General features: G+C 58.6%; 23 protein-coding genes. 8 read left to right on the top strand and 15 right to left on the bottom strand.

Going from position 1 to position 25,354, the window contains the following annotated elements; genetic code table 11:
* Positions 1 to 19: 19 nt before the first annotated feature.
* The 3 genes from ACOYXI_RS05330 to ACOYXI_RS05340 all read right to left on the bottom strand — a co-directional run bounded on the left by ACOYXI_RS05330 (position 20) and on the right by ACOYXI_RS05340 (position 2,218).
* Positions 20 to 688 (bottom strand): GntR family transcriptional regulator, encoded by a 669-nt coding sequence (locus ACOYXI_RS05330; protein ID WP_461674482.1) that lies wholly within the window; start codon positions 686 to 688, stop codon positions 20 to 22.
* Between the two features lie 238 nt (positions 689 to 926).
* On the bottom strand, positions 927 to 1,235 hold the full coding sequence (locus ACOYXI_RS05335; RefSeq protein ID WP_098964039.1) for a plastocyanin/azurin family copper-binding protein: 309 nt from the start codon (positions 1,233 to 1,235) through the stop codon (positions 927 to 929).
* A 14-nt stretch (positions 1,236 to 1,249) separates the two neighbouring features.
* The gene (locus ACOYXI_RS05340; protein ID WP_134786411.1) at positions 1,250 to 2,218 is read right to left on the bottom strand and encodes a metallophosphoesterase family protein; all 969 of its coding nucleotides are present in this window, start codon (positions 2,216 to 2,218) and stop codon (positions 1,250 to 1,252) included.
* Positions 2,219 to 2,370: 152 nt separating this feature from the next.
* Between ACOYXI_RS05340 and ACOYXI_RS05345 the strand changes: the two genes are divergently transcribed.
* The 3 genes from ACOYXI_RS05345 (at position 2,371) to ACOYXI_RS05355 (ending at position 6,375) form a co-directional block, all read left to right on the top strand.
* Positions 2,371 to 2,883 carry a sigma-70 family RNA polymerase sigma factor gene (locus tag ACOYXI_RS05345; RefSeq protein WP_247841822.1) on the top strand — a complete coding sequence of 171 codons (513 nt, stop codon included), beginning with the start codon at positions 2,371 to 2,373 and terminating at the stop codon, positions 2,881 to 2,883.
* Entirely contained in the window at positions 2,876 to 3,616 is a 741-nt protein-coding gene (locus tag ACOYXI_RS05350) for an anti-sigma factor family protein (RefSeq protein ID WP_461674483.1), read from the top strand. Before ACOYXI_RS05345 ends, ACOYXI_RS05350 begins: the two co-directional genes overlap by 8 nt.
* 137 nt (positions 3,617 to 3,753) lie before the next feature.
* Positions 3,754 to 6,375: a bifunctional diguanylate cyclase/phosphodiesterase gene (locus tag ACOYXI_RS05355; protein WP_461674484.1), complete on the top strand. Its 2,622-nt coding sequence runs from the start codon at positions 3,754 to 3,756 to the stop codon at positions 6,373 to 6,375.
* Positions 6,376 to 6,404: 29 nt separating this feature from the next.
* Here ACOYXI_RS05355 and ACOYXI_RS05360 read toward each other — a convergent pair whose 3' ends face one another.
* Complete coding sequence (locus tag ACOYXI_RS05360; protein ID WP_086791533.1) at positions 6,405 to 7,373, bottom strand: ABC transporter substrate-binding protein; 969 nt, start codon at positions 7,371 to 7,373, stop codon at positions 6,405 to 6,407.
* Positions 7,374 to 7,459: 86 nt separating this feature from the next.
* Positions 7,460 to 8,272 (bottom strand): phytanoyl-CoA dioxygenase family protein, encoded by an 813-nt coding sequence (locus ACOYXI_RS05365; protein ID WP_134786415.1) that lies wholly within the window; start codon positions 8,270 to 8,272, stop codon positions 7,460 to 7,462.
* A gap of 109 nt (positions 8,273 to 8,381) precedes the next feature.
* Between ACOYXI_RS05365 and ACOYXI_RS05370 the strand changes: the two genes are divergently transcribed.
* Positions 8,382 to 9,296: a LysR family transcriptional regulator gene (locus ACOYXI_RS05370; protein ID WP_134786416.1), complete on the top strand. Its 915-nt coding sequence runs from the start codon at positions 8,382 to 8,384 to the stop codon at positions 9,294 to 9,296.
* 190 nt (positions 9,297 to 9,486) lie between these two features.
* Here ACOYXI_RS05370 and ACOYXI_RS05375 read toward each other — a convergent pair whose 3' ends face one another.
* Positions 9,487 to 10,005, bottom strand: a complete 519-nt coding sequence (locus ACOYXI_RS05375) for a nuclear transport factor 2 family protein (protein WP_134786417.1) — start codon at positions 10,003 to 10,005, stop codon at positions 9,487 to 9,489.
* Positions 10,006 to 10,047: 42 nt separating this feature from the next.
* Positions 10,048 to 11,121 (bottom strand): aldo/keto reductase, encoded by a 1,074-nt coding sequence (locus ACOYXI_RS05380; RefSeq protein ID WP_134786418.1) that lies wholly within the window; start codon positions 11,119 to 11,121, stop codon positions 10,048 to 10,050.
* A gap of 143 nt (positions 11,122 to 11,264) precedes the next feature.
* Between ACOYXI_RS05380 and ACOYXI_RS05385 the strand changes: the two genes are divergently transcribed.
* Both ACOYXI_RS05385 and ACOYXI_RS05390 read left to right on the top strand, forming a co-directional pair.
* Complete coding sequence (locus ACOYXI_RS05385) at positions 11,265 to 12,155, top strand: AraC family transcriptional regulator (RefSeq protein WP_134786419.1); 891 nt, start codon at positions 11,265 to 11,267, stop codon at positions 12,153 to 12,155.
* Positions 12,156 to 12,673: 518 nt separating this feature from the next.
* A complete protein-coding gene (locus tag ACOYXI_RS05390) occupies positions 12,674 to 13,984 on the top strand; it encodes an ArnT family glycosyltransferase (RefSeq protein WP_461675547.1) in 1,311 nt (436 codons plus the stop codon).
* 190 nt (positions 13,985 to 14,174) lie between these two features.
* Here the strand turns inward: ACOYXI_RS05390 and ACOYXI_RS05395 are convergent, their stop codons facing one another.
* Positions 14,175 to 14,822 (bottom strand): hydrolase, encoded by a 648-nt coding sequence (locus ACOYXI_RS05395; RefSeq protein WP_098964047.1) that lies wholly within the window; start codon positions 14,820 to 14,822, stop codon positions 14,175 to 14,177.
* A gap of 179 nt (positions 14,823 to 15,001) precedes the next feature.
* On the opposite strand from ACOYXI_RS05395, the gene ACOYXI_RS05400 reads away from it, so the two are divergent.
* Both ACOYXI_RS05400 and ACOYXI_RS05405 read left to right on the top strand, forming a co-directional pair.
* On the top strand, positions 15,002 to 15,919 hold the full coding sequence (locus tag ACOYXI_RS05400; protein ID WP_098964048.1) for a LysR family transcriptional regulator: 918 nt from the start codon (positions 15,002 to 15,004) through the stop codon (positions 15,917 to 15,919).
* 221 nt (positions 15,920 to 16,140) lie between these two features.
* Positions 16,141 to 16,359, top strand: coding sequence for a hypothetical protein (locus ACOYXI_RS05405; protein WP_098964050.1), 219 nt, complete (start codon positions 16,141 to 16,143; stop codon positions 16,357 to 16,359).
* Between the two features lie 310 nt (positions 16,360 to 16,669).
* On the opposite strand, the gene ACOYXI_RS05410 is transcribed toward ACOYXI_RS05405, so the two are convergent.
* The 7 genes from ACOYXI_RS05410 to ACOYXI_RS05440 all read right to left on the bottom strand — a co-directional run bounded on the left by ACOYXI_RS05410 (position 16,670) and on the right by ACOYXI_RS05440 (position 25,340).
* Positions 16,670 to 17,731 carry an MFS transporter gene (locus ACOYXI_RS05410; RefSeq protein ID WP_461674485.1) on the bottom strand — a complete coding sequence of 354 codons (1,062 nt, stop codon included), beginning with the start codon at positions 17,729 to 17,731 and terminating at the stop codon, positions 16,670 to 16,672.
* 1,004 nt (positions 17,732 to 18,735) lie between these two features.
* Complete coding sequence (locus ACOYXI_RS05415; RefSeq protein WP_461674486.1) at positions 18,736 to 20,082, bottom strand: glutamine synthetase family protein; 1,347 nt, start codon at positions 20,080 to 20,082, stop codon at positions 18,736 to 18,738.
* A 21-nt stretch (positions 20,083 to 20,103) separates the two neighbouring features.
* Positions 20,104 to 20,661, bottom strand: a complete 558-nt coding sequence (locus tag ACOYXI_RS05420) for a helix-turn-helix domain-containing protein (protein ID WP_461674487.1) — start codon at positions 20,659 to 20,661, stop codon at positions 20,104 to 20,106.
* 13 nt (positions 20,662 to 20,674) lie between these two features.
* Positions 20,675 to 21,964 carry an NAD(P)/FAD-dependent oxidoreductase gene (locus tag ACOYXI_RS05425; protein ID WP_461674488.1) on the bottom strand — a complete coding sequence of 430 codons (1,290 nt, stop codon included), beginning with the start codon at positions 21,962 to 21,964 and terminating at the stop codon, positions 20,675 to 20,677.
* A 93-nt stretch (positions 21,965 to 22,057) separates the two neighbouring features.
* Positions 22,058 to 23,242, bottom strand: a complete 1,185-nt coding sequence (locus ACOYXI_RS05430) for a DUF2252 family protein (RefSeq protein ID WP_098964055.1) — start codon at positions 23,240 to 23,242, stop codon at positions 22,058 to 22,060.
* Between the two features lie 62 nt (positions 23,243 to 23,304).
* Positions 23,305 to 24,633 (bottom strand): ATP-binding protein, encoded by a 1,329-nt coding sequence (locus ACOYXI_RS05435; RefSeq protein WP_134786427.1) that lies wholly within the window; start codon positions 24,631 to 24,633, stop codon positions 23,305 to 23,307.
* Complete coding sequence (locus ACOYXI_RS05440) at positions 24,630 to 25,340, bottom strand: response regulator (protein ID WP_027614282.1); 711 nt, start codon at positions 25,338 to 25,340, stop codon at positions 24,630 to 24,632. Before ACOYXI_RS05440 ends, ACOYXI_RS05435 begins: the two co-directional genes overlap by 4 nt.
* Positions 25,341 to 25,354: the final 14 nt, after the last annotated feature.

A 25,354-nucleotide genomic window follows, 5' to 3' on the forward strand; every position in this document is an offset into this window, starting at 1 on the left:
CTCGTGTTCCGCTCTGTGGTTATTTTTCCGATTGCAAAAATTTGATCAGCTCGGGGACCGTGCCTTCGATGTGCTCTCGCACCACAGCTTCGGCCTTGTTGGCGTCGCCGGCACGAATCGCATCGAGGATCATCTGGTGTTCCTGGCGCGCACTCAGGGGCTTTTCGATGTGCTGCAGCCAAAGGCGCATGGGGGCTTCGATCAATGAGTAGAGGGCGCCGATCTGCTTGAGCAGCCGTGGGCGATCGCTGAGGCTGCACAGGTATTCATGGAACTTGCGATGGCGGCTGACCCACGCTGCACTCTCCTCGCGGTAGTCGTCCATTTCATCGAGCAGCCGCTCCAGCGCGGTCAACTGACGCTCGTTGATCTTGGGCACAGCGATGCGAATCGCCAGCCCCTCCAGAGCGCTGCGCATCTCGAACACTTCGTGCATTTGCTCGACATCCAGACCGCTGACCACGGCGCCACGATTGGGCCTCAGCGTCACCAGGCCCTGCGCATCGAGGCGGCGAAAAGCTTCGCGCACCGGCATGCGGCTCATGCCGATTTCACTGGCAATGTCCTCGGCGATCAACCGGTCGCCCTTGCGATAACGACCACCGCAGATGCCTTCCAACAGAAAGTTGTAGGCCTCTTCCTCGGCGGTCATCGGTTGACGCTGATCGTAGGCGGGAGCGAATTGCATGGCAGCACCTTTTGTCTTTTTGTATCCAATTATCCACAGATACAAAAGAGCACGATGCATGCCAGATTTCTCCGCACCGTGCCAAGCGCTTGATTTGAATGATTTAACAAAACAACAGCGATCAGATCCTGCAGCGCGAAACTTGAGTAGTGCTACCCGATGGCCCATGGCGATCCCCGCAAAGGTGCAAATTGGTAGCTGAGTAACACTCGCCTCAACCGCACCCTTGCGGTATGTATCACTGCGTCACCACCACCTTGCCGATCATTTGCGGATGCAACACGCAAAAATATTCAAACTCCCCCGGCGTATCGAACACCCAGGAAAAGCTGTCATTGGTATCCAGCGCCCCTGAGCGAAATACCTTGTGGGTTTCCGCCACCGTGTGCGGAATCTGATCGTCATTGACCCACGTCACCTTGGTGCCGACGGCCACGGTCAGATCCTTGGGGGCGAACATGAATTCCTTGATGTCGATCTTCACTTCCGCGGCCCACAGCGGCATCGCCAGCAACAGGCCCATCAGCGCCAACAGTCGCGTTTTCATCGGTTCGCCCTCCGTCACACCAGCGTCGAATCAATCAGTGCCAGCGGGTGATCACCCTGAGTCGCGCGCACGTCGGTGATCCCCAGGTAATTGCGCAATTGATCGGCTGCCACCGTCATCGGCCCCGGCGACGGTGCGGCACCCGGTGCCGGCTGCGGATACGCGGTGCCACGGGCGGTGTGAAAGGTGATATTGCCTTCGACTTTCTGGATCACCTGATGGATATGCCCGTTGAGCACCGTCACTGAACCGTACTTGCGCAGCATCGCAATCGCCTGATCGCCATCCTCGGTGCCCCAGCCCCACGGCTGATAAATGGTCCAGAGCGGGATGTGCGTGAACACGACGATGGGCGTGCTGCTGCTGACCGCACGCAAGTCATCCGCCAGCCAGGCCAGTTGATCGGCGCCGAGAGTGGCTTCGTGACCGGCCTGGAAGTTGAAGACGTTGATCAGCCCAATGAAGTGCACGCCGTGATCATCGAAGCTGTACCAGCCGTTGCCTTTGGTGCCCTTGCCGTAGCGCTCCAGATAAAGCTTGCCGCCGCCCTCGTCGAGGGTGTCGTGTTCGCCGGGCACGTAATGCACGGTGGATGGCAGGCCTTTGAGCAGCTGTGCGGCGGTGTCGAATTCCTCAGGTTTGGACAGGTGGGTGATGTCACCGGTGTGCAGGATCAGTGACGGCCGTTTGGGCAGTGCGATGACCTTGTCGATCGCCACTTGCAAGGTCTTCACCGGCTCCGGATTGGCTTCCTTGTTGAAGCCGATGTGCGAGTCGCTGATCTGTACGAAGTGAAAGCTGCTGGCCAGCGCTTTGGGATCGCTGACGTCACCCGCCTCGTCCAGCGCAAAGGCTTTGGGAATCCCGCCGCTCAAGGCCCAGAGGACTCCTGCCCCGGCCCACGCCGAGCATTTGAGCAGGGTGCGCCGGTCCGGGTTGAGCGGGCCGTCGGTACGCAGCGGATGTTTTGCTTGAATGTCCATCGGTATGTCCTCGCGGGCGAACTACAGTGAGGTAGCTGACACGAGGTAAACCTGGCCGCGCGAGGCTTTATTCCACGGTAAAAATAAATCTTTTGGCGCGAATAAAACCTGCCGCAGCACGGTTATAGGGGTGTGACGGTGCGGAACCGACCATGAAGCGATTTGAGGAACTGATTGCGCCCCATCTGGACGCGGCCTACAACCTTGCGCGCTGGCTCACCGGCAACGACAGCGCTGCGCGCGATGTGGTGCAGGAAAGCGCGCTGCGCGCCTTCCGGTTTTTGCAGCGTTTCGCCGACGGCAACGCCAAGGCGTGGTTTCTGACCATTGTGCGCAACGAAAGCTACACCTGGCTCAAGGCCTCGGCCGGACGCCATTGGGTCGCCATCGATGACGACATGGCGACTGACGACGGCCCCCTGAGCCATAGCCAGACCCCAGAATTGCTGGCCATTCACACGGAAAACGCCGCGCTGCTGCAGCAAGCGCTGTGCGCCCTGCCGCCGGCGTTTCGCGAGGTGATTGTGCTCAAGGAACTCGAAGACCTGCCCTACAAGGACATCGCTCTGGTGGTCGATATTCCCATCGGCACCGTCATGTCCAGGCTGGCCCGGGCGCGGGCCCTGCTCAAGCTCGAACTACTGAAGTTGCACGATCATGAATGAACTCGACTGCACGGTTTGCCAGACACAGCTGCACGGCTATCTGGATCAGGAACTTGATCCGGCGACAGCTACGCAGGTGGCAGCGCACATGAGCGCCTGCGCCGAGTGCGCGCGGCTGCATGATCAAGCGAAGTTGCTCAAGCTCAGCGTGAGACGCCATGCACCCTACTACCGCGCCCCCGCCTCATTGGCGACCAGCGTGTTCGCCGCCAACACACCTGCGCCGGGGTTCATCCGGCGCTGGCAAAAATGGCTGGCTCCGGGCTTTTCCGCCGCAGCGCTGGCCCTGGCGATGGTGCTGTATGTCGCCACTCCGGGCAGCGAGCAACCCTTGATCGACGAGGCCGTGTCCAGCCATGTGCGCTCGTTGATGGGCGAACACCTCAACGACGTGGTGTCCTCCGACCGCCACACCGTAAAACCGTGGTTCACCGGCAAACTCGACTTCTCGCCCCCGGTTTCCGACTACTCGGCGCAGGGCTTTCCCTTGCTCGGCGGGCGCCTGGATTACCTGCAACACCAGACCACCGCTGCCCTGAGCTATGGGCATGGCAAACACATCATCAACGTGTTCATCCTGCCTACGAGCGAGGCTGATAAAGCCGTGCAAAGCCAAAGCTTGCGCGGCTTCAATGTGGTGTCGTGGCAGGCCAGTTATATGCGTTTCGTGCTGGTGTCGGATGCGGAGAAAGCTGAGCTGCAGGCGTTGGGGCAGTTGCTCAGAGCGCAATAGCGTGGCCTCAAAGGCAAAATCCTCGCGCATTCACTACGCTTGAGAAATCCGCCTCGGTGCAAGCCCGGCAAACACATTGAACATTGCACGCAGGCCGCTGTTCCAGATGATTCAGACAGAGAATCAAGGACGAACATATGGATGTCTTCGCTCCCGCTGCGCCTGTTCCGCCTCAGCAAAGCGCAATCACCCGTCGGCTGGCGTTTGCGGTCGGTGCGCTGTTTATCGTCGGGGTGATTGCCACTATCGGCACCTTGCTCAGCATCGCTACTCGACTGGATCGCGAGGATGTCGAGGAGACGCGGTTCTATACCGCCCGTGCGTTGGAAAATCGCATCAGCGCGTCGAAAAGCTATATCACCAGCTACGCCGACTGGACCACGGCCTACGAACACCTACACGCCCAAGTCGACAGCGACTGGGCCTATACCCAGCAGAACATCGGCAAGACGCTGTTCACCACTGACGGTTATGACGGCGTGTTCGTGCTGGATCGGCAACGCACCAAATACGCTGTGGTGCAAGGCGAGCAAGAAAACGGCGACCTCTCGCGTTGGCTCAAGGTCACCGCCGCCGCGCTGGTGGATCAGGTGCAGAGCCAGGCTGATCTGACCGTGCCCATCAGCACCTATTCGCTGTTCGACGACTGGCCGGCACTGGTCACGGCGGCGGCTATCCTGCCTAACGATGAGCGTCCAGTGGGCGATCCCAAACAAACCTCGGTACTGGTGTTCGTCGACAAGCTCACGCCCAGCAAACTGCAGGCACTCGGCACGGCCTATGGCCTGAACAACCTGATGCTGACCCAGGATGATCAACTCGCCAAGACGCAACCGCGCGTGCCGCTGGACAGCACCGGTTACAGCCTGACGGCGGATCTGGAACGCCCCGGCCAGCAATTGTTGTGGTCATTGCTACCATCACTCGGCGCGGTGCTGGTGGTGCTGATGCTGTTGACTGCGTATTTCCTGCGCTACGCCTTGCGCTCGTCCACTTACGTCGACCATAGCTTCAGCACGCTGCAGGCCTCAAACCAGGCACTGGAAGCGGCCAACCACGCGCTGGAAGCCAGTGAAGAACGCTTTCGCGCCGTGGCCGAAGCCGCATCGGACTGGATCTGGGAAGTCGACAATCAGCTGCGCCTGACCTATCTCTCGGCGCGCTTCAGCGAGGTGACCGGTTACCCGCAAACCGAGTGGCTGGGGCAAGGCATCGGGCAACTGGTGTCCTGCGATACCACGCCGCTGGAGCTGTGGCTGAAAAAACTCACCGAAGACAGCAATGCCAGCGACCTGCGCTGCACCTACCGCGATCACGCCGGGCAGCAACGCCACTGCCGGCTATCAGCGCGGCCGATCATCGAGAAGCAAAGCGTGGTCGGCTATCGCGGCACCGCCAGTGACATCACCGACGAAGTCGCTGCCCATGCGCAGATCCAGCACCTGTCGATGCACGACGCCTTGACCGGCCTGCCCAATCGCAATCAGTTGTCGCGTTATCTGGATGACGCGCTGCTGCTCAAAGAGCATGCCCCGCCACTGTCGTTGCTGGTGATCGATCTGGACAACTTCAAGCCGATCAACGACTCGCTCGGCCATCCGGCCGGTGATGCGGTGTTGCAGGAAGTCGCCAGTCGCCTGCGCGAATGCACCCGTGAGCTCGACATCGTCGCCCGCCTGGGCGGTGACGAATTCGTCGTGGTGCTCAATGGTATGGACACTCGGCAAGAGGTCGACCGCTTTTGTACCCGGCTGGTCGAGAGCCTGCATCAACCGATGGTCTTCGAGCACCATCCGCTGCACGTCGGGGCCAGCATCGGTATCGCTCTGAGCCGCCGCCAGGGCTTCGTGCCCAGCGAGTTGATCCGTTGCGCCGACATCGCGCTGTATCAGGCCAAGTCCGAGGGCAAGAACACCTGGTGCTATTTCGAAGCGCACATGAACGACCAGATCCAGACCCGCCGGCAAATGGAAAGCGATCTGCGCGGTGCGCTGAAAAACGACGAATTCATCCTGCATTACCAGCCGCGCTACACCGTCGACGGCAAGCACATCGTCTCGGTCGAGGCATTGGTACGCTGGCAGCATCCGACCAAGGGCCTGCTGGGGCCGGACGTGTTCATCGGCCTGGCGGAACAGACCGACCTGATCGTGGCGCTGGGGCGCTGGGTATTGCGTGAAGCCTGTGAAACCGCACTGAGCTGGCCGTCAGACATTCTGCTCTCGGTCAATCTGTCCCCGGCACAGTTTGCCCTCAGCGATGTCGTCGAAGACGTTCGCGAAGCGCTGATCCAGACCCGTTTCCCGGCCAGTCGTCTGGAACTGGAAATCACCGAAAACGTGATGCTCGTCGACACCGACGGTGCGCTGGCCACGATGAATGCGCTGAAGCAACTCGGGGTGCGCCTGAACATGGACGACTTCGGCACCGGCTATTCGTCCCTCGGCTACCTGCGCGCCTACCCGTTCGACGGGATCAAGATCGACAAGCGCTTTATCGCCTCGATCAGCAACGGCGCCAACGATCGCGCCGTGGTTCAGGCGATCATCGGCCTGGGCAAAGCCATGGGCCTGACCGTCACCGCCGAAGGCGTGGAAACCGAGGAGCAACTGGAGATTCTCGGCAAGGATCAATGCAATGAGGTGCAGGGTTATTTCATGAGTCGACCAGTAGACAAAACGGCGTTCGCCCGGTTGTTGCAAACCGCCAGAACCGGGCCGGCCGATCATTCGCCGTCGAAGAAAGGTCGCGTCATTTAGCCAAGCGGGCGTCCCCGCCCGGATTCGAACTAAAGCGTCGCGTCGATCTTTTTCGCCGCTGCATCGCTGACCCAGGTGTGCCAGATTTCCGGATGTTCCTTGAAGAATATCTTCGCCAGTTTCGGCGAGTCGATGTGCTCGTTGGTCATGCGGGCCAGGTTCTGGTTCAGTAGATCGATGGGCAGATTGACCTTTTCCAGTACCCCGACCAGTTCGGGTGCCTGCGCATGGAACACGCTGGACAGGCCGACCTTGATGCTGATCTGTTTATCGACGCCGGGTTTCTCGCCCAGTTTGATCAGATCAACCTGACCCATCAGCGGGGTTGGCGACCAGTAGTAGAACAGGATCGGCTCGCCGCGCTTGTAGCTCGACAGCACCGCCGCATCGAGGGCCGGGCCGGTGCCGGGGCGGAAGTTGGTGTAGCTGGCTTGCAGGCCGTAGCTCTTGAGCATCTCGCTGTTTTCCAGTTCGCAGGTCCAACCGGCCGGGCAGTTGTAGAAACGGCCCTTGCCCGGTTCTTCCGGATCCTTGAATAGCGCGGCGTACTGCGGCAGATCGGCGATGTTTTTCAGGTTCGGCGCTTTGGGCTTGAGGTTGCGTTTGGCATCGCCCTCGACCAGATACCGCGGCACATACCAGCCTTCGGTGGCGCCAATGATCGGCGCACCGACACCCACGACCTTGCCGCTGCTGGCGGCCTTGTTCCAGACCTCGCTGCGCCCGACCCACTCTTCCGCCAACACTTGGATATCGTTGCTGCCCAAGGCGCTTTCCATGGTGATGGAGTTGCCGGGCAGCGTGTCGACGGCACAGCCGTAACCATCCTTGAGCACGATCTGCAGCACCTCGGTGAGCAACATGCCACTTTCCCAATTGAGCCCGGCGAACTTCACCGGTTTGCCCGACTCGCACCAACCGGCGGCCTGGCTCGACGCACTGACGGCCAACAGGCCGATGGAAAACAGGGGGGCCAACAGGCTGTTTGTTCTTTTCACAATCGCACGCTCCAACACAGTGAACAGGATTACGGCGGTACAGGTGCTCATCACGACGTGACGGGCACCTGTCAGCAATTCACAACTCAGGCTTGCCGATGAATCGTCGGAAACCAGTCTTCGCGCAGTCGTTGACCGGTTTGCATCGCATGCCCCGGATACGGCGGCGAAGTCCGCCCCGGCCGCTCGAAGTAGCGCATGTCATCGCCGAGCCAGCGCAGCGATAGCACCCGGCGACGCTGCGCCGACGCGTTGCCTCGGGCGCCATGCACGGTGCGAAAATCGAACAGCACCGCATCGCCCGGCTGCATCTCCCACTCCAGCACTTGCATGCCCTCCTCCGAATCCGGATCCGGCGCTTCACGATAGCCATCGGCATCGCGGTAGAAGTCACTCTGATCAGCCCAGTGCACCGGTTTGATGCCTTTCTCCCAACGATGCGACCCGGCCAGCAGGCGCAACGTCGACTCGCGAACCGGGTCGACCGGAATCCAGAAACTCACGCTCTGGCTGCCTTCAACGAAGTAATAGGGAATGTCCTGATGCCAAGGCGTGGCTTTCTGCGCGCCTGGCTCCTTGACCAGCACATGATCATGGAAGAACTGTGCCGAGTTTGAACGCATGATCGCAGCGGCGACCGATGCGGCCGGGGACTGTTCGACCATGTGGCGAAATTCCGGGATCCGTTGCCAGTTGCAGTAGTCGTCGAAAAATCCGCCCGGCTGGTCATCTTTTTCAACGTAGCGGCTCGCATACACGCCCGGTTCAGCGAGGTTGCGCTCGATGCCGGCGGCAATCGTGTCGATCCACCCGGAGAACACTCCGCGCAGGCAAACCGCACCATCGCGCTGGAAGGCTTCGATGTCTTTTTCATTAACGGTGTAAGCGCTGGCTGTCATGACCTGAAACTCCCTCACGCAAGAAATAAAAGTAGGCGCAGGGCAAATATTCCATGACACTCAGCCAAGAGAAAATAATATGTCTTGATCTGTCACCGAAGAAAATCTTATGAAGTTCAGCCTGCGACAACTGCGTTACGCACTCGCTGCGGCCAAGCACGGCAACCTGACACTGGCGGCCGAGGAACTGCATGTTTCACAGCCCTCGATCTCCACCGCGATTACCGAACTGGAACAGCTTTTCGGCCAGCCGTTGTTCGTTCGTCAACGAGGCCTCGGGGTCTCGCTGACGCCGTTCGGGCGCACGCTGATGACTCAGGCCAAGCGCGTGTTGAGCGAGGCTCGGGCATTCGCCGACATCGGTGCTGACAGCACGGATTTTTCCGGAGAACTGGTGCTCGGCTGCTACGCGGATCTGGCGCCGTACTGCCTGCCCCAGATCCTGCGACGCTTGCAGCAGGAACACCCGCAGGTCACGGTGGACATGCGCGAAGGCGAGTTCGAGTATCTCGGCAAGCGTCTGGCCGAGGGCACGCTGGAGTTGGCGTTGACCTACGATCTGGGCTTGCCGGCCAACACCACATGCGTCGAGCTCTGTCAGCTGCGCGCACACGCCCTGCTGCCGGCCGATCATCCGCTGGCCAGTGCGGCCGAGGTCTGCCTGCAAGCACTAAGCGAATGCCCTCTGGTGGTGACGGATCAGATCCACAGCTGGCAGCACGTGCTGGACTTGTTCAACTTCCATGGCTATGCCCCGGCCAGCGTCCAGCACACCCACAGTTTCGAGTTTCAGCGCAGTCTGGTGGCCAACGGATTTGGCGTGGCGTTGACCTATACCCGGCCCTTCGGCGATCACAGTTACGACGGCCAGCCACTGGTCTGCCGCCCCATTCGCGAGCCATTGCCGGTACAACGCATCGTGCTCGCCCACGACCAGCGTTATCCACTGACACCGCCGGCCGAGGCGTTCAAACAACAGGCGCTGACGTGGTTCAAGGAGCGGCAGCCGTTTGCCACAAGCTGAGATTTGCCATGCCTCAAGCGGCAGTCGGAGCCCGTAAAGTCTCAGATGGCCCACCTTGGCGCTGAAACAATTTCGACTCGATCCAGCGCTTGAACGCGCTGGAAAACTTCTCAAATCCTTCCTCGATGATGTCGACCAGAGCCCCGCACAGTCGAACAGATTAACGACCTGCTCACCATGGCGCCTGGCTTTACTCTGACGGGGGAATTCGACGTAACACATCGCCATAAGCAGACAGATCGAGGAACGCCGTCACCTCTGTCGCACGCCCTTGCTCCATGCGGAAGATCCAGACGTAGCTGTTGGTATAGGGCTTTGCGTCGTGAGCGACGGCTTCGCCTTTCCAGTGGATGATGACGTAATCACCATCGGCCCAAAGCTGCCTTGACACTGGCCGGATGGGCGTCTTGAGGCGGACGGTCAGGGGGCGAACGGCTCGCTCCATCAAGTCGTTGCGGCCACGGTAAGTGCCGGAGTGAGGTCCTGATCCCTCAATGGTCCACACGACGTTGGGGGCCACAACATCGTTGAAGAAGTCAGCCCCACCAGCCGCCCAACGGTCGAACGCCGCGGCAACAAAGGCCTTGTTGCTTGCGACCACCGCCCCCTGTCCTTGCTCGAGATTGGCCGAGGCGCAAGTCGCAAAACAGGCAAGCAAAGCACAGAACACAAGCTTGTAGGTGAGATTGGCGAAACGGATTCTGGCCATGGTATCTGCTCCTGCTATCGATAGTGTTCCTGCTTGCGGCACTTAGCCCGCTCGCCCCTGCAGCTTGATGCCGCCAAATACCAATTGCTGAACCATCGGCTTGGCCACAAACCGGCCTGGAAAAATCAGCTCCGGCGCGCTTGCCTGATCCAGGCGGGCGATATGCGATTGATCCAGCTCGATGCTCAGTGCTTTCAAGTTGTCCTCGGCTTGCGCCAATGTTCGCGCGCCGATAATGGGCGCCACCACGGCCGGGTTTTGCAATGTCCACGCAAGCGCTACCTGGGACGGCTTCGCGCCGATCTCCCCAGCGATATCAACCACCACACTGGCGATTTGCAACGAACGCTCGGTCAAGTGGCCCGATGAACTGATCACGCCCTTGCGATTTGCCGCTATGCCGGCTTCGTTACTGTTGCTCAGGTCGTCACGCCCGTATTTGCCGGTCAGAACACCGCCGCCCAGCGGAGACCACGGCATTACGCCCAGCCCCATTTCTCGCGCCATTGGCAGCAGCTCGTGCTCCACCGTGCGCTCCACCAGGCTGTATTCGATTTGCAGTGCCACGAGGGGCGACCAACCGCGCAGCTCGGCAAGCGTTTGCATTTGCGCCACCTTCCACGCGGGCGTGTTACAGATGCCCAGATACACCACCTTGCCGCTGCGCACGAGGTCATCCAGGCCGCGCATCACTTCTTCCGCACCCGTGGTGAAGTCCCATGCATGCAGGTACAACAGGTCAATGCGATCAGTGTCCAGTTGACGAAGGCTGGTTTCCACCGAACGCATCAGGTTCAGGCGCTGATTGCCGCCTGAGTTGGGATCACCGGGATTACGGGCCATGGTGTACTTGGTTGAAATAACCAGGCGCTCGCGCCGGCCCTTCATCAATTGGCCAAGAATGCGCTCGGAAGCCCCGTTCGTGTAATTGACCGCGGTGTCGATAAAGTTTCCACCCGCCTCGACATAGGCGTCGAAAATTTGCCGGGCGCCGGCGGCGTCCGTCCCCCACCCCCAGTCAGATCCGAAGGTCATCGTGCCCAATGCGAGCGGGGAAACACGAATGCCGGAGCGGCCGAGCAGACGGTAGTGATCGAGTGCTGAACGAGTAGACATAGGAACTCCTTACGAAACACAGGTTTTTCTGTAGGGAGATTTTGCGTGGAGATCGCGACTTGCACGTATCAGTATCGTCCAGCATCCTTGCATCATCCTCCGAACCATTTTGCGTTCCGTAGTAGAACGTTTTGGGAAACGCCATGAATCCGCGGCACAAGCTGATCGACCTCATCAGCCGTCATGCACCGTCAAATGGTTTTCACCTGACACCACTGGCAGGCGTTACTCTGGTGCGTTCTGATACCCCGACAGTGCCCATGCCCGTGGTTTATGAGCCGACGCTCTGCTACATCGTGCAAGGCCGCAAGCAAGTGTTGGTGGGCAGCACGACCTACGTTTACGACGCGGCCAACTACTTGGTGGCCTCGGTGGATATTCCGGTGATGGGTTCGGTTATCGAAGCCAGCGAGGCAGAACCCTATTTATGCCTGGTGCTCGATCTGGACATGACGGTGCTAAGCGAACTGGCCTTGCGCAATCCTCCGACCAGCCACGAGAAGGCCGTGGTGTCGACCGGCATCGAACTCAATGGCAGCACGCCGGAGCTACTCGACGCGGTGACCAGGCTGGCTGGCTTACTGGACACGCCGCAAGACGCAGCCGAACTGGCTCCGCTGGTGGTACGTGAGGTGCTCTATCGCCTGCTCACCCTCCGTGGCAATGGCATGCTGTGGCAAATGGCCAAGGCCGACAGCCGCCTCGGCCAGATCGCCAAAGCGATTACTTGGCTTCGTGCCCATTATCAGGAACCGTTGCGCATTGACGATATTGCCGACATCGCAGGCATGAGCCGCTCCACCTTTCATGCTCATTTCAAAGCGGTGACGTCGATGAGTCCGATCGAATTTCGCTGTCTGCTTCGGCTGCAGGAAGCCCGGCGCCTGATGGTGGCCGAAGCACTGGATGCGGCGAGTGCCGGTTACCGCGTGGGCTACGAGAGTCCGTCCCAATTCAGCCGTGACTACGCGCGAATGTTTGGCCTGCCTCCTGCCCGAGATGCCGGGCGCTTGCGCAGCGGAGCCATGGACTAGCTAATTTGCCAGGCGCAAAAGTGCTTTCACCCTGGACGCGGTAGTCTGGGTGGAATAGTTATGTTCCCGAACAATCAAAAAGTGAGCTTCGACCCCATTGCCTACTGACTGGCACAGATGGAGTCCGCTGTTACTTTCAAGATTAAACAGGGATCAACTCACATCAAACCTTTTCTACCTACCGCCAATATTGCCGAGCACGAAATATGTAGAAAGCCCGGCTCGACGCGCCTCGTTAATAATGTTTTTTGTCGACTTTGATTAGTCTTGTTCAGGGAGTGTTTAGGCACGTCATGCTTGAATAGTCCATGCCGTGGGCTAGGCTCAAATTCAATTTTCCGAAATACACAACTTCACTTACGGCTTACCGGGCTTTCAGGACTGCGGTAAAAAAGAACATCTTCACTAAAGGGTTACCGATGGATCGATATGAGGCCCCGCTTGTTGTAGAGCGCACTTGGCGGGCAGTGTTGTTGAAAGGACTGATTACAAGAAATCCATGCCTGAGCATTTTTTTCATGACGCTGGCCGTGTTCATGGCGTTGCAGTACAAACCCGCTGTCCTCAACTACACAACACGTTTTGTCGACTTTGCCGAGTACATGTTGCTGCACGGCATCACACTGTTCCCGATTGCCGACGACATCAAGCCTTATCCCGACTATACGGTTCTCAATACCCTGTTGGTCTATCTGGTTTCCTTGCCGTTCGGCCGGGTGTCCATTCTTTCCATGGGTCTTCCGTCCTGCGTGGCCGCTTCGCTGATGCTGGTATTCATTTATCGGCTGGGCGCGTTGCACAGCAAGAAATGGGGCGCGTATGGCGTTCTTTTCAGCCTGCTCACCTGGGCTTTTCTTGACGGCGTCAACTCACTGGCACTGGATATCTATCCGGCGCTGTTAACGGTGATGTGCTTCTACTTTGCCTATTCGGCCGAAATGAAAAAGGCCCCACAGCGCCTGGTGTTTCTGTACCTCGGCCTGGCGCTGGGTTTCGCCTTTCGTGGGCCAATTGGCTTGATCGGGCCCGCGAGTGTCATTGGCGCTTATTACTTGCTGAGTCGGCAGTGGCGCATGTTGCTGCTGTATTCATTGCTCTCGGGCGTGATTCTGACTCTTGGCGTTGCGCTGCTGGCATGGGCGGCCTACTTGCAAGGCGGGCAAGCGTTCCTTGAGGAAGTGCTGAACATGCAGGGCATCGGACGCTTCGGTTCCGACCACGCGCCACGCTATTACTTCTACTTCTCCGCAGGCTTGTTGACCTACGGCATCACGGTGTTTTACGCCATTAATGTAATTCTCAAGAAGTACAAACTGTTCTTCCGCTCGACCCGCGATAAAGACATCGACCTGCTGCTGTATCTGACCGGGTGGCTGTTGGTGCTGCTGGTGCTGTTCACTATTCCCAGCTCGAAGAAAGCGCGCTACATCCTCGCAATCACCCCGGCCATTTCGCTGCTGGCCGCCTACCTTTTCGTCAGCAAGGAAGCCGCCTTGGTCCGCGCCAAAAACAGCCTGATGAATTTCTGCCTGAAGTTGCCTCTGCTTGGGTTGGGGATGCTGGTGGCGGTGCTGGTCTACAACAACTTCGCCGATGTTCCGTTACTGCCCAACTACCTGGGCGTAGTCTTGGGATTGTCTGCGCTGCTGAGCTTCTACCATGGCAAACACCAGTACTTCGCCGAGCATCCCTATCGCGAGTTCATGACGCTGTCGTTTGGCGTAGCGGCATTTCTGATACTGGATATGTTTTTCTTCAACCCGATCACCTACCACCTGGAACTCATGATCGAACCCACGCCGAAGTTTTTGCCGTATTGGTTTTGGTGAAGCCTCTTCCTGAGACATGAGTTAGCGACACGACTGTCCAGTATCCACATGTTGATATCTGACAGGGTCATGACGCATCCAAGGTACTGAATCGGCGGCAGGGTCTGCACAAAAGCAGTCGTTTGCAGCAGTAAGAAAATAAAGGTGGCGCCCGCTTTCGCGAGCGACACCTTCATCCCCTGCCCGCTAATCAGGCCTTCTTGTTCGCCTCTTCCAGCGCTTTTTCAGCGTTGAACCCGTCGAAGTTCTCGAATACGCCCAGAAAGCCCGGCACGGTCACTTCTCGCGCCCAGTCGCGCTGTAGTTCGCAGTACATTTGCACCCGGCTGATGAGCTTCGCGCCCGCCTGTTCCATTCTGCGCAACGCCGCCTCGTGCGCGGCGAGCGATGTGCCGCCGACCGCATCGACCGGCACATAAACGTCATAACCTTCCTGGATCGCGTCGAGCACCGGGAATGTCAGGCACGCTTCGGTCCAGAGTGCAGTCATGATCAGCTTTTTGCGCCCGAGCGCCTTGACTGCCTGCTTGAATTGCGTGTCCTCCCAACTGTTGATCGATGTGCGGTCATAGGTCGGCAGATGGCCGAGCACCTGTTGCAGCTCCTGAATCGGCGGCTTGTTGCGGCCGGTCGCGACATTGACTGTCGAGTGGATGATCGGAAGGTTGTAGTTGACCGCCGCCTTCGCGACGCTGGTTATGTTGAAGACGAGTTCATCACGCGGCATCGAGCGGATCGAAGAAACCTGAACCGGCTGATAATCGATGATGATCAACACCGAGTTTTCCGGGGTCAGTAGCTGATCGGTATGGGGGTTGCGGAGAGTCTCGCTTGCCATTGGCAAATCCTTTTCATGGGTGACGCACGTTTGTGAATCAGGCCGGAGCCTGTGCGGGTGATGGATTCCGAGACACGTGCGAATGACGCCATGCCCGGAAAATCCATTGTGCTGTTCCCATGTTTGACGCAGTAGTAGCATTGCGCGACGTGCTGTGTCGCGAAAAGAGGAACGCAAGCGTGGACATCGAAGAACTGCAGACCTTCGTGGAAGTGGCTGATGCCGGGGGCATTTCGCAGGCTGCCCTGCGTCTTGGCGTGTCGAAATCGATCGTCAGCCGCCGCCTGGCTCGGCTTGAAACCGAATTGGGTGTGCAATTGCTGGCACGCTCCACGCGCGGGGCGGCGCTTACCGAGGCCGGTGCGACGTTCCGGGACTACGCCGCCAGGGTTTGCACCGAGATCGACATCGCCAAGGAAACGATCCTGCCCGCCGGCGCCCTCCGCGGCCGCTTGCGCGTGGCCGTGCCGCTGTCGTTCGGCCAGAGTCACTTCGCCCCGATGCTGGCAGAAATGGCGCGTCGGCATCCGCAGCTGCACATCCAGACCTGTTACAGCGATCGCTTCGTTGACCTCATTGCCGAGGGGTACGATTGCGCCATCCGGGTGGGCTATATGCAGGACTCCAATCTGATCGCCAGACGGATTGGCCCGGTCTACACCAAGCTCGTCGCGAGCCCCGCCTACATCAACGCGCATGGAGAACCCCAGACGCCGGATGAACTGATTGCCCATCAGGCGCTCATGCAGGGCACCGAAGCCTGGCAATTCATGGATGGCGACAAAGTCATCACGGTTCGTCCGCAAGGCCGCTTCAAGGCCGACAACGGCATCGCCCTGGTCGCCGCCGCGACCGCAGGCCTGGGTGTCGCCTACCTGCCCGATTGCCTCACCCATGAACACGTGGCATCCGGCGCATTGGTGCCGATCATGACAAACCATCCTCCCCCTCCGGCCGGTGCCTACATCATCCGCCCGTCGGGTCCGCACCCTGCGCGCAAAATTCGTGTGCTCACTGAACTGCTGATCGAGTTCTTCGGCGAAACGCCACACCTGGCGGTGCAACCGCTGTCACATCAGGATGATGCGTTGGCGTGAGGTTGGGCTAAGCGAGAGCGACAGACTTCCTCTTTATCCGCCGTTCGCGCAGGGCCGCTATGGAAAAGCGGTCAATCGCGAGTGTCGCCTTCTGACCGGAAGTTGTCCGATAAAAACTCCAAAGCCAGCTCGGATGATTAAAAATCGCCCCCAAACACGCATTGCCGCATCTGTCCGGCGTCAGTAGGATTCGGTCATCGCTGACATAAATGGATGTGTATATGGAAAGCATGCCGAGACTGGAAATTGAGCGCGTTGCGTATCAAGAGTTTTTAACTCTTTGGGAACGCGGTGTATTCGATAATCAGCGCTTAGGCCAAGCGTTCTATAACCATTTTCGGCTTCATCGTCTGAGCGACCAAACGCGCCTGTTAGGTCTCTATGAAACTGACGGAGACAAGGCCATAACCGCGATCTCCCGCCTGTTCCAAATCAGATAACTTCGACCCCGCGTTTCGCGAGAGCAGGGTCAGCCTTGAAGACCGAGAGGAGATCTAGCGTTTTTACAGACTCTGGGCCAGAAGCGGACGTATTGGCATTTGTGTAGTATCTGCCTCTCTTCCAACCTATATGAGGTGCCCGACGTCTACTCGACACCCCCATCCCCTACAAGAGCTGTCCTAGACCTGCAATACGCCCTTTACTCGATGGAGCGTCCATCACGGTAAGGTCATGTTTGTATGACGTACACGAGCAACCACAATCCCTTGATATTTTACAATAAACCCTTCCATTTACCTGAAGCCTATATCATGTAGCCATAACTGCCGCGAGCTTCGGATGTTTATTTTGATAATACAGCTCCGCCTCAGCATCATTCTCCAGGAATTGCCATACCTCTTTTGAACGCATGGAGTATAAAACGATAACTGCAAACACTCCCAGATACAGCCATACCAGACTCGCCGTGCCGAATTTAGACATGATAGCGCCAGTTATCACGAATGAAACCGAACTTCCCAACTGACTAATAACCAACGTGGACGCCATCAATCTTACGCGTGCACCCGAAGGTATAGACACAACTCTTTTATCCATTCCGATCAAGGTAATACAAGCACTGGCCGCCCCCGCGAAAAATAGCCAAGGAATCAATAGCCAAACTTCATCGCTTTGCGTCGTCGCGCAAAGTGAAAAAGTCAGTAACGACCAACATCCAAGATACTTTTTGCGCTGATTTTGTCTTTTAGCAATAATTGGGCTCAAAATTAACAAGCCTGCAATAGCTCCACTCGCGAAGACAGCATTCAACAGGCCTGCACTGCCTTCCGCAAGATTGCGAGTATGTATAAGTGTTGGAACCAGCATCGGCACGATCGCCGTGACGGTCAAACCAAGTAGCAGCCCAGAACAGGTCAAAAATTGTTCTGGCGGAAGAATGCATTTAAGTTTAAGCCCAAGAAATATGTCATTAATACGATGTGATGTTGATCTCGGCTTTGTGGGGGCTTCACTTATCGGTAGAGCCATTGCTATTACTACGGCTACTAGTCCCAGTATTGAAGAAAAAAGTAGCGAGATGTCCAATGAATACACCGCAATTACAATGCCCGCTAACAAAGGCCCCGCAACCCTACCCACGGTAACAACGATACGCCGAATGCGAAATGCAGCACTCGTTTGATGTTTATCAACAGTTTCAGCAGGATAGATGCCAAAAAGAGGCTGGACCACTCCAAATGCTGCTACGGCGATAACGTCGATGAGAATCAGGGCGTCAAGCGAATACCAGTTAGAAGCAAATAAGTACCGCAATGCACTGGCAAACAAGATTACAATACAACCTGCCTTGAGAGCAGTACTACGGCGCATCGACTCAACGCGTGGCGCAAAGCACAACATTGAAATTATCGCTGCGAATGCGAGTGCTGTTTCGTAGACAGCCAGTTCAAACAGGCTGCCCCGCTGTACAATAATCAGAGGCAGCGTTGTGTTCCAACATCCGAGGTAGATCCAGAGCAATAACTCCAGGTATAGATACGTTCGGAATGTACTCAATTCATAATTTCCTTCTTCGTATGGGGGCCGCTATAGCTCCCTGCCATGGCGACCCCTTCACACGAATCAGCCTGCTACAAAATGATTGACTTTAAAGCTTTCTGCGCTCACACCAAACTTAGAAAAGAGGTGGCCGTGCATTTTATTCTTGTATATATCTCGATTCTTTTCGAAATACTCTCGATCATACCATCTTACGCCGAAAAACATGGTCAACCCCCTTACCACAGTCGCAAGCTGCCAATCGTAGAAACGGCCTCAACCGGTCGAGCGCCCAATCGCTCATACTGCTCAATACGAAGTAGCAACCCTTAAACACGAACCGCAGCAGAGTGTGTTTCACATTCCAGTTGAGCGCCCTGATAATTAATGTTCAACCGAACTGCGCTGTCAAACTATTTTTTATGCACCATTTTGGCAAATGAACCACGACCAACGGCGCCTTTAATTGTGGAGATGTGGCTGCAACAGCATCAAAAAGGAGCGCATATGAATTATTTGGTGCACCTCCATAAAGCAAAGAAAGTGTGAAGAAATAATGGTTAGAGACTGACAACCATCCTTTGAATGACCCCTTCTGGCCGATAGCTGCCAGCCAAAGTCAACTATTTCCAACTCAGCGCAGACACCGCACGGGATGGCGTTGGTTATCTCCAGAGGTCATTCGAAGCCGTTCTTTCGCCATCTTCACGCCTGGTTTTCAAAATACCTGGTGGCTCCATCATCAGTTTGATGACCGGATGGAATTCACCAGTACTGAATTCCATCCGGTCATCGCGGCCGCTGCACCTGACTCAAGTGTGACGCTGAACCAGTGATCACAAATACCAGCGATACTCCCGCGCGCTGATCTCCTGCATGAATGCCAGGTGATCCTGACGTTTGTTCTCGCAATACACGTCGACAAACTCGGCGCCCAGACCCGCACGCAGTTGCGGCTGGTGTTGCAGAGCCCGCACCGCGTCAAGGATTTCCGTCGGGAAATCGATGCCGCTGTTGCGATCGTCGTTGAGGGGCGGGATCGGTTCCTGGCCTGATGCCAGACCATGTTCCAGGCCCACCAGAATCGCCGCCAGCACCAGATACGGGTTGGCGTCGGCGCCGGCCAGACGGTATTCGATGCGCAGGTTTTTCGTGTCCGATTCGGGGATGCGCAGGCAGGCGTCGCGATCTTCGTAACCCCAGCTCGCCTGGGTCGCGGTGTTCACCGTGCCGCTCAGGCGGCGCATGGCGTTCTGGTTTGGAGCGAAGATCGGCATGCTGTGCGGCAGCAGATCCAGGCAGCCGGCCACCGCATGGCGCAGCGCTTGCTGGTGATTGGCGGCCAGCAGGTTATTGCCAGCGGCGTCATACAGGCTGACATGCACATGCATGCCGCTGCCCGGATGCTCCACGTACGGTTTGGCCATGAAGCTGGCGCGATAGCCATGCTTGAGCGCGACTCCACGGGTGCTGCGACAGAACAGCGCCGCCCAGTCGGCGGCACGCAAGCCGTCGTCCAGATGGCCGAAATTAATTTCGAACTGCCCCGGCCCCAGCTCGGCGGTAATCACCGTGGCGTCGATACCCTGCGCCCGCGTTGCTTCAACCATTTCGTCGAGCACCGGGGCGAAACGTGACAGACGTTCGATGTGCATGTTTGGCTGATCATCGGCATCGTCGGTCAGTTCGTCCCGAGGGAATTGCGGCAGGCCGTCGCGCAGTTTTTTGTCGAACAGATAGAACTCCAGTTCGAAGGCCACCACCGGGTGAATGCCTTTGCCCGCCAATCGATCCAGTACCTTCGCCAGCACTTCGCGGGGTTCGAACTCGATCGGTTTGGCGGTGCCGTCGGAGGTAATCAGCATCTGCCCCAGCGGCTGCGCTTCCCAGGTCACAGGCTTGAGCGTGCCCGGCACCAAGCGGCGCACGGCGTCCGGGTCGCCGTCGTTGAAGCAGTAATCACCAATCTTGAACAGACCGCCCTGCACGCCGAGCAGCACGCAGTTTTGCGGCAGTTTCAGTGCGCTGCCCGCCGCGACTTTTTCGAGCATGTCCACCGGATAACGCTTGCCGTAAAAATGCCCCGGAATGTCCAGGGAAATCAGGTCGACATAACGCACCTCGGGGTAACGTTGGCGAAACGCGCGCACTTCGGCGAGCAGATCAGAGCAGACAGCGTCCATCGTGTTCATCCTTTGTTGTTATCAGGTGTAGACCCACAGCACGCGGGTGAGCTGCCCGGTGAGATTGCCGTAACGGCAATGGGTGTGACTGTCGAATTGAAAGCTGTCGCCGGCCTTTAAGGTCACCGGCTCGCCGTCGTTGCCCAGCCACAAGGTCAGTTCGCCTTCGAGCACATAACCGCCCTGCTCCGAGCTGTCACTCATGTGCCGGTCGCCGCTGCTCGCGCCCGGCTCCAGATGACTTTCGAGCATCGAGAACGAGGCACGCATCTGCGGCGACACCAGAATGTCGGTGATGCCGTTGGCGTAATACAGCGTGCGTCGTTCGTCCGGACGGGTGACCCACGGCACTTGTTTGGCTTTGGGCAGGCTGTAGAAATAAGTGGTCGGCACGCCGAGGGTTTCGCTGATCGCGGTGAGGTCGGCCACGGTCGGGCGCGACAGCCCACGTTCGACCTGCGAGAGAAAACCCACCGAACGGCCGATCTTGTCGGCCAGCTCTTTGAGGGTGTATTTCTTGTGCTTGCGCAGGTCGTGGATCAGGATCGCCAGCGCAGCGATTTCTTCTTGCTTGTTCATGGTCAAAATCTCATCAAATGCTGTCGCGCAGCCGATACCAGGCCTTGCCGATAGCCTCCAGCGGTGCTGCGAAGTGCTTGCCGCCGGGGAAACGGCCATTGCTCAGGCCCTGGTACAACGCCAATTCATCCGCCTCGCCGAGAATCGCATCGGACACCGCACGGGCGGCGGCCAGCGTCGGCAACACGCCGTGCCCCGAATAACCCTGAAGCCAATAACGATTGCCCTCGCCGCCGACATCCGGCGTGCGGTTCATGGTCAGATCGATATGCCCGCCCCAAGCGAATTCCACCTCTACACCTTTAAGCTGCGGAAACACGCGTTCGAGAAACGGCCGAGTCGCCGCCGCAATGTCCTTGGGCATACCGCCCAGATAAGTGCAGCCACCGCCGAACAACAAGCGGTTGTCCGGCGTGCGACGGAAGTAATCGAGAACGAACTGGTTGTCGGTCACACAGACGTTGCTCGGCAGCAGCGCAGTGGCTTGCTCCGGCATCAGCGGCGCGGTGGCGACTTGATAGGTGCCGACCGGCAGGATGCAGCTGGAGAGTTGCGGGTCGAGTTGATCGAGATAGGCGTTGCAGGCCAGCACCAGCACGTCGGCGTTCACCGAACCGCGCTCGGTATTGACCCGGAAACCGTTGCCCTCCTGCCGATAACTCAACGCTTTGCTTTGCTCATGAATACGCCCGCCGGCATGCTCGATGGCGGCAGCCAGGCCAAGGGCGAGTTTCAGCGGATTGAGGTGTGCGCCCTCGGCGTCAAAGAGGCCGGCCTGATAACGATCACTGGCGACCCATTGCGGCAAATCTTTGCGAGGGATGAACTGCAGACCGTCATGGCCCCATTTGTGACTGGCTTCGTGTTGCCACTCAGTCAGCAGGCTGACCCGACGCGGCATCACCGACGTCCACAAATGGCCCGGGCGATAGTCGCAATCGAAACCGTGCCGCCCGGGCAATTCACGCAGCTCCTGCGCGGCCCAACGCATGCCGTCCCACAGACGCCTGGCGCGCTCATATCCAAGCGCAGCCTCCAGCGGCGGCATGTCGCACGACCAGCCCAAAATCGCCTGACCGCCATTACGCCCGGACGCGGCCCACGCCACGCGACTGGCTTCGAGTACGGTGACGCGCTTGCCGGCCAAGGCCAGACGCAACGCGGTGTGCAGCCCACTGAAACCGGCGCCGATGATCACGACTTCGGTGTCGTGCGCACCTTCCAGAACGGGCCGTGTGCTGAGAATATCGGCGCAACTGTGGGCGTAATAGCTGGCGACATGCTGTTGGGATTGCTGAAACATTCGGCGCCTCATGAAATTTATTTCTTATAATTTCATGAAAATTTACAGAACAAATTTCATATCGGCAACCGACAACTGAATCACCCACACAGATCAATGCTCCAACGCATAACGCCGGCAATGCTCCAGATAACCTTTCTCATGTTTGCCAACCAACTGCACAACACTGGTCCACAGCCACGACGGCGCATCCAGTGTCTTCGAGCGGCACGCTTGCAGTTCACGCATCCATGACGCCCGTGTGCTCATGTCCATCTGCCGGGCATGGGCCAGCCCCACGACGCGGGCCAGATAGCCGGCGGCGAGCATAGCGTCGGTCTGGCTCAATTGATCCAGTTCCAGTTTCATGTCTTGCGGCAGCAGTTCGCGGATGAAGAAGCCATGGTCGAGCACGCGGGTGGCGATCATCCGATTGCCCAGGCCCGGCGAGAGAAAACGCGCGCCTTCAACCACACGTTTGCCGTTATCGCGAGGCATCGCGGCGCGGGCCACCCGAGGTGCGGCGGCGGCAATCGCTTCCTTGATATCCAGCAGACAATATTCCTGATCGTCGCCCTCGCCCACACCGAGTAGCACCGCATAACGCTTGAGCCCCAGCGAACTGCAGCCTTTGACCCAATAAGCCGAGTCGAGCATTTTCACCCGGTCGTCCTTGTTGCGGCCCTTCAATGAGGTCACCAGCGTGTGCAGGTCTGGCGTGGCGCAAAGGGTCTTCAGCGCACTGCGTTCTTCCCGTGACAGCGACCAGAAATGCTTGCCCAGCGGAATAGTTGGTTTGGTGCTCTCGATGCGCTCCTGGGCCAGATGCTTCCAGGTGCGCTGCACCGCGCTGCGCATGCCGGCCTTGACTTGCGCGGGTCTTGGCGGCTCTTTGTCGACGTCGTCTTCGAATGCTTGTTCATAGCCGCGCATCATCTCTTCAAGCATGCGCGCGGTGGCGACGCCGGGCAGGTCCGAACCTCGGGCGGCGGTGGCCAAGGAAAGCGCCAGACGCACCAGATCATGCGCAGGGTTGCCGATAACGGTTTGGTCGAGGTCGCGGATGTGTATGTCGATGCGCCCTTTCAGGTCGCCGGTCGGTCCGAGATTGCCGGCGTGACAATCGCCGCAGATCCACACCGCCGGCCCCTTCGGTAAGTTGCGGCCCGGTTGGCTGTGCAGCCACTCATAAAACTGCACCGTACTGCCACGGACATAGGCGTGGGCGGAGCGAGCCATTTTCAGATTGCGCAGTTGCGACAGGGGTTCAAGACGTGCGGAGGGCCGTGGGGTTTTCATGGACGCTTCTTGCAGTGAATGTGTCCTGTTGACCGCCGGCCGCTCGCAAATGTTTCAAAGTATTACAAAGGCAACTCAACCCGCGCCAGCAAGCCACCGCTGCTGCGATTGCTCAAACTCAGTTCGCCGCCCTGCTCGCGCACAATCGCCCGCGCCGCCGACAGCCCGAGCCCGACACCACCGGTTTCCCGGTTGCGCGAGGTTTCCAGGCGGAAAAACGGGTCGAACACCCGCTGCAACGACGCTTCGGGAATTCCCGGCCCGTTGTCACTGACGTCGATGCACACGCTGTAACCGTCGCTGCTCAGCGCGATTGCCGGCTGCTGCGCGTACTTTTCGGCGTTTTCCAGCAGATTGACGATCACCCGTTTGATCCCCAGCGGCCGGCCCTCGTAGACCAGATGCGCCGGGCCGTTGAAATCGATGGCAATGTTCTGGTCGCGGTAGTCGTCGATGATCGTCTGCAACAGTTCCGACAGGTCGAACGCGGTGCTTTGCTCCGGCTGAGTGTCTTCCCGAAAGAACGCCAGTGCCGCGTTGATCATCGACTGCATTTCTTCGATGTCGCGGATCAGTTTGCTCTGGTGATCGAGATCCTCCATGAACTCGCTGCGCAGGCGCATGCGGGTCAACGGTGCGCGCAAATCGTGGGAAATCGACGCCAACATGTGCGTGCGCTCGCTGATGTAGTGCTGAATCTGCGCCTGCATGGTGTTGAAGGCGATGATCGCCTGGCGGATCTCGTCGGGGCCTTCGACTTTGATCGGCGGCGCACGCAGATCACCGCCAAAACGCCGGGCGGCGCTGGCAAAGCGTTGCAGTGGCTTGGCCAGTTGCTGCGTGGCCAGCCAGGCCACCAGCACGGTGGCGATCAGGCCGAGGGCGATGATGATCGCGATGCGCGTGCCGATGTCCAGGCCCCAGGAGCGCTCGGGCGAAGAGAACAACAGCCAACTGGAATCCGGCAGTTGAATCAGCGCCGCATAGCGCGCCAGCGGACTGCCGCTCGGCCAGTCAGCGGGATTGAACACCCGAATGTCTCGCTCATCGCCCAACAACTGATGCAACCCCGACGTCTTGTTGGCGATGAGCTGCGTACCACCTGCTGGCAATCCAAGTTCGTCGCGTTGCGCACTCCACGTCACCTCCTGCGTCGGGCCGGTTGCCGCGTGCGCCAGTTTCGGGCGTAAAGGCGCTGGTGCAGCCTCGATCACTTTGACGGTCGCGGCAATCTGCTCCAGCAACCCGGTACGTTCAATCGGTGGTCGCGCCCAGGTCCCGGCAACCTCCACGAACAGGAAATTGAGTGCCAGCGAAGCGAGCATGGCCGCGACGATGGTAAGGGCGATCCGCCGACTCAGCGGATCACGGCGCAGGAATCGACGGATCATGAACGCGTGACCTTGGCGGTAAACATGTAACCACCGTTGCGCACGGTGCGGATCAGGTCCGGGCGTTTGCTGTCCGGCTCGATCTTGCGCCGCAGGCGGCTGACCTGCACGTCGATGCTGCGATCAAAGGCGTCGTGGCCCTGACCGCGAGACAGGTCGATCAATTGCTCGCGGGTGAGGATGCGCTGCGGGTGTTCGAGAAACACCACCAGCAGATCGAACTCGCCACCGGACAGCGGAATCATCACGTTTTCCGGGGAGCGCAGCTCGCGACAGGTGATGTCCAGATGCCAACCGGCGAAGGCGATCACCGGCCGCGACGGTTCACTCGCCGGGCTGACCTGCTCACCGGCGCGACGCTGCACGGCGCGCAGGCGGGCCAGCAGTTCACGTGGGGCGAACGGTTTGGTGACGTAGTCATCGGCGCCCAGTTCGAGGCCGACAATGCGGTCGCTCAACTCGCCCATGGCGGTCAGCATGATGATCGGAATGCCCATCTGCGCGCGCACTTTCTGGCACAGGCTCAGGCCACCTTCACCGGGCAGCATCAGGTCAAGAATGATCGTGTCCGGGCGCTGCTGGGCAATCGCCGCCCACATCGCTGCGCCGTCGGCGGCGACATCGACCTCATAGGCGTGCTGGACGAAGAACTTCTTCAGCAGGGCGAGAATTTCCACGTCATCGTCGACGATCAGCAGTCTGCTCACGGGCACAGGATCCT

This window comes from Pseudomonas sp. G3-19, from assembly GCF_054855875.1.

Coding starts and splice junctions, on each gene's coding strand:
- ACOYXI_RS05330 (WP_461674482.1), bottom strand. CDS start 688: ATGCAATTCGCTCCCGCCTACGATCAGCGTCAACCGATGACCGCCGAG.
- ACOYXI_RS05335 (WP_098964039.1), bottom strand. CDS start 1,235: ATGAAAACGCGACTGTTGGCGCTGATGGGCCTGTTGCTGGCGATGCCG.
- ACOYXI_RS05340 (WP_134786411.1), bottom strand. CDS start 2,218: ATGGACATTCAAGCAAAACATCCGCTGCGTACCGACGGCCCGCTCAAC.
- ACOYXI_RS05345 (WP_247841822.1), top strand. CDS start 2,371: ATGAAGCGATTTGAGGAACTGATTGCGCCCCATCTGGACGCGGCCTAC.
- ACOYXI_RS05350 (WP_461674483.1), top strand. CDS start 2,876: ATGAATGAACTCGACTGCACGGTTTGCCAGACACAGCTGCACGGCTAT.
- ACOYXI_RS05355 (WP_461674484.1), top strand. CDS start 3,754: ATGGATGTCTTCGCTCCCGCTGCGCCTGTTCCGCCTCAGCAAAGCGCA.
- ACOYXI_RS05365 (WP_134786415.1), bottom strand. CDS start 8,272: ATGACAGCCAGCGCTTACACCGTTAATGAAAAAGACATCGAAGCCTTC.
- ACOYXI_RS05370 (WP_134786416.1), top strand. CDS start 8,382: ATGAAGTTCAGCCTGCGACAACTGCGTTACGCACTCGCTGCGGCCAAG.
- ACOYXI_RS05375 (WP_134786417.1), bottom strand. CDS start 10,005: ATGGCCAGAATCCGTTTCGCCAATCTCACCTACAAGCTTGTGTTCTGT.
- ACOYXI_RS05380 (WP_134786418.1), bottom strand. CDS start 11,121: ATGTCTACTCGTTCAGCACTCGATCACTACCGTCTGCTCGGCCGCTCC.
- ACOYXI_RS05385 (WP_134786419.1), top strand. CDS start 11,265: ATGAATCCGCGGCACAAGCTGATCGACCTCATCAGCCGTCATGCACCG.
- ACOYXI_RS05390 (WP_461675547.1), top strand. CDS start 12,674: ATGACGCTGGCCGTGTTCATGGCGTTGCAGTACAAACCCGCTGTCCTC.
- ACOYXI_RS05395 (WP_098964047.1), bottom strand. CDS start 14,822: ATGGCAAGCGAGACTCTCCGCAACCCCCATACCGATCAGCTACTGACC.
- ACOYXI_RS05405 (WP_098964050.1), top strand. CDS start 16,141: ATGGAAAGCATGCCGAGACTGGAAATTGAGCGCGTTGCGTATCAAGAG.
- ACOYXI_RS05410 (WP_461674485.1), bottom strand. CDS start 17,731: ATGCGCCGTAGTACTGCTCTCAAGGCAGGTTGTATTGTAATCTTGTTT.
- ACOYXI_RS05415 (WP_461674486.1), bottom strand. CDS start 20,082: ATGGACGCTGTCTGCTCTGATCTGCTCGCCGAAGTGCGCGCGTTTCGC.
- ACOYXI_RS05420 (WP_461674487.1), bottom strand. CDS start 20,661: ATGAACAAGCAAGAAGAAATCGCTGCGCTGGCGATCCTGATCCACGAC.
- ACOYXI_RS05425 (WP_461674488.1), bottom strand. CDS start 21,964: ATGTTTCAGCAATCCCAACAGCATGTCGCCAGCTATTACGCCCACAGT.
- ACOYXI_RS05430 (WP_098964055.1), bottom strand. CDS start 23,242: ATGAAAACCCCACGGCCCTCCGCACGTCTTGAACCCCTGTCGCAACTG.
- ACOYXI_RS05435 (WP_134786427.1), bottom strand. CDS start 24,633: ATGATCCGTCGATTCCTGCGCCGTGATCCGCTGAGTCGGCGGATCGCC.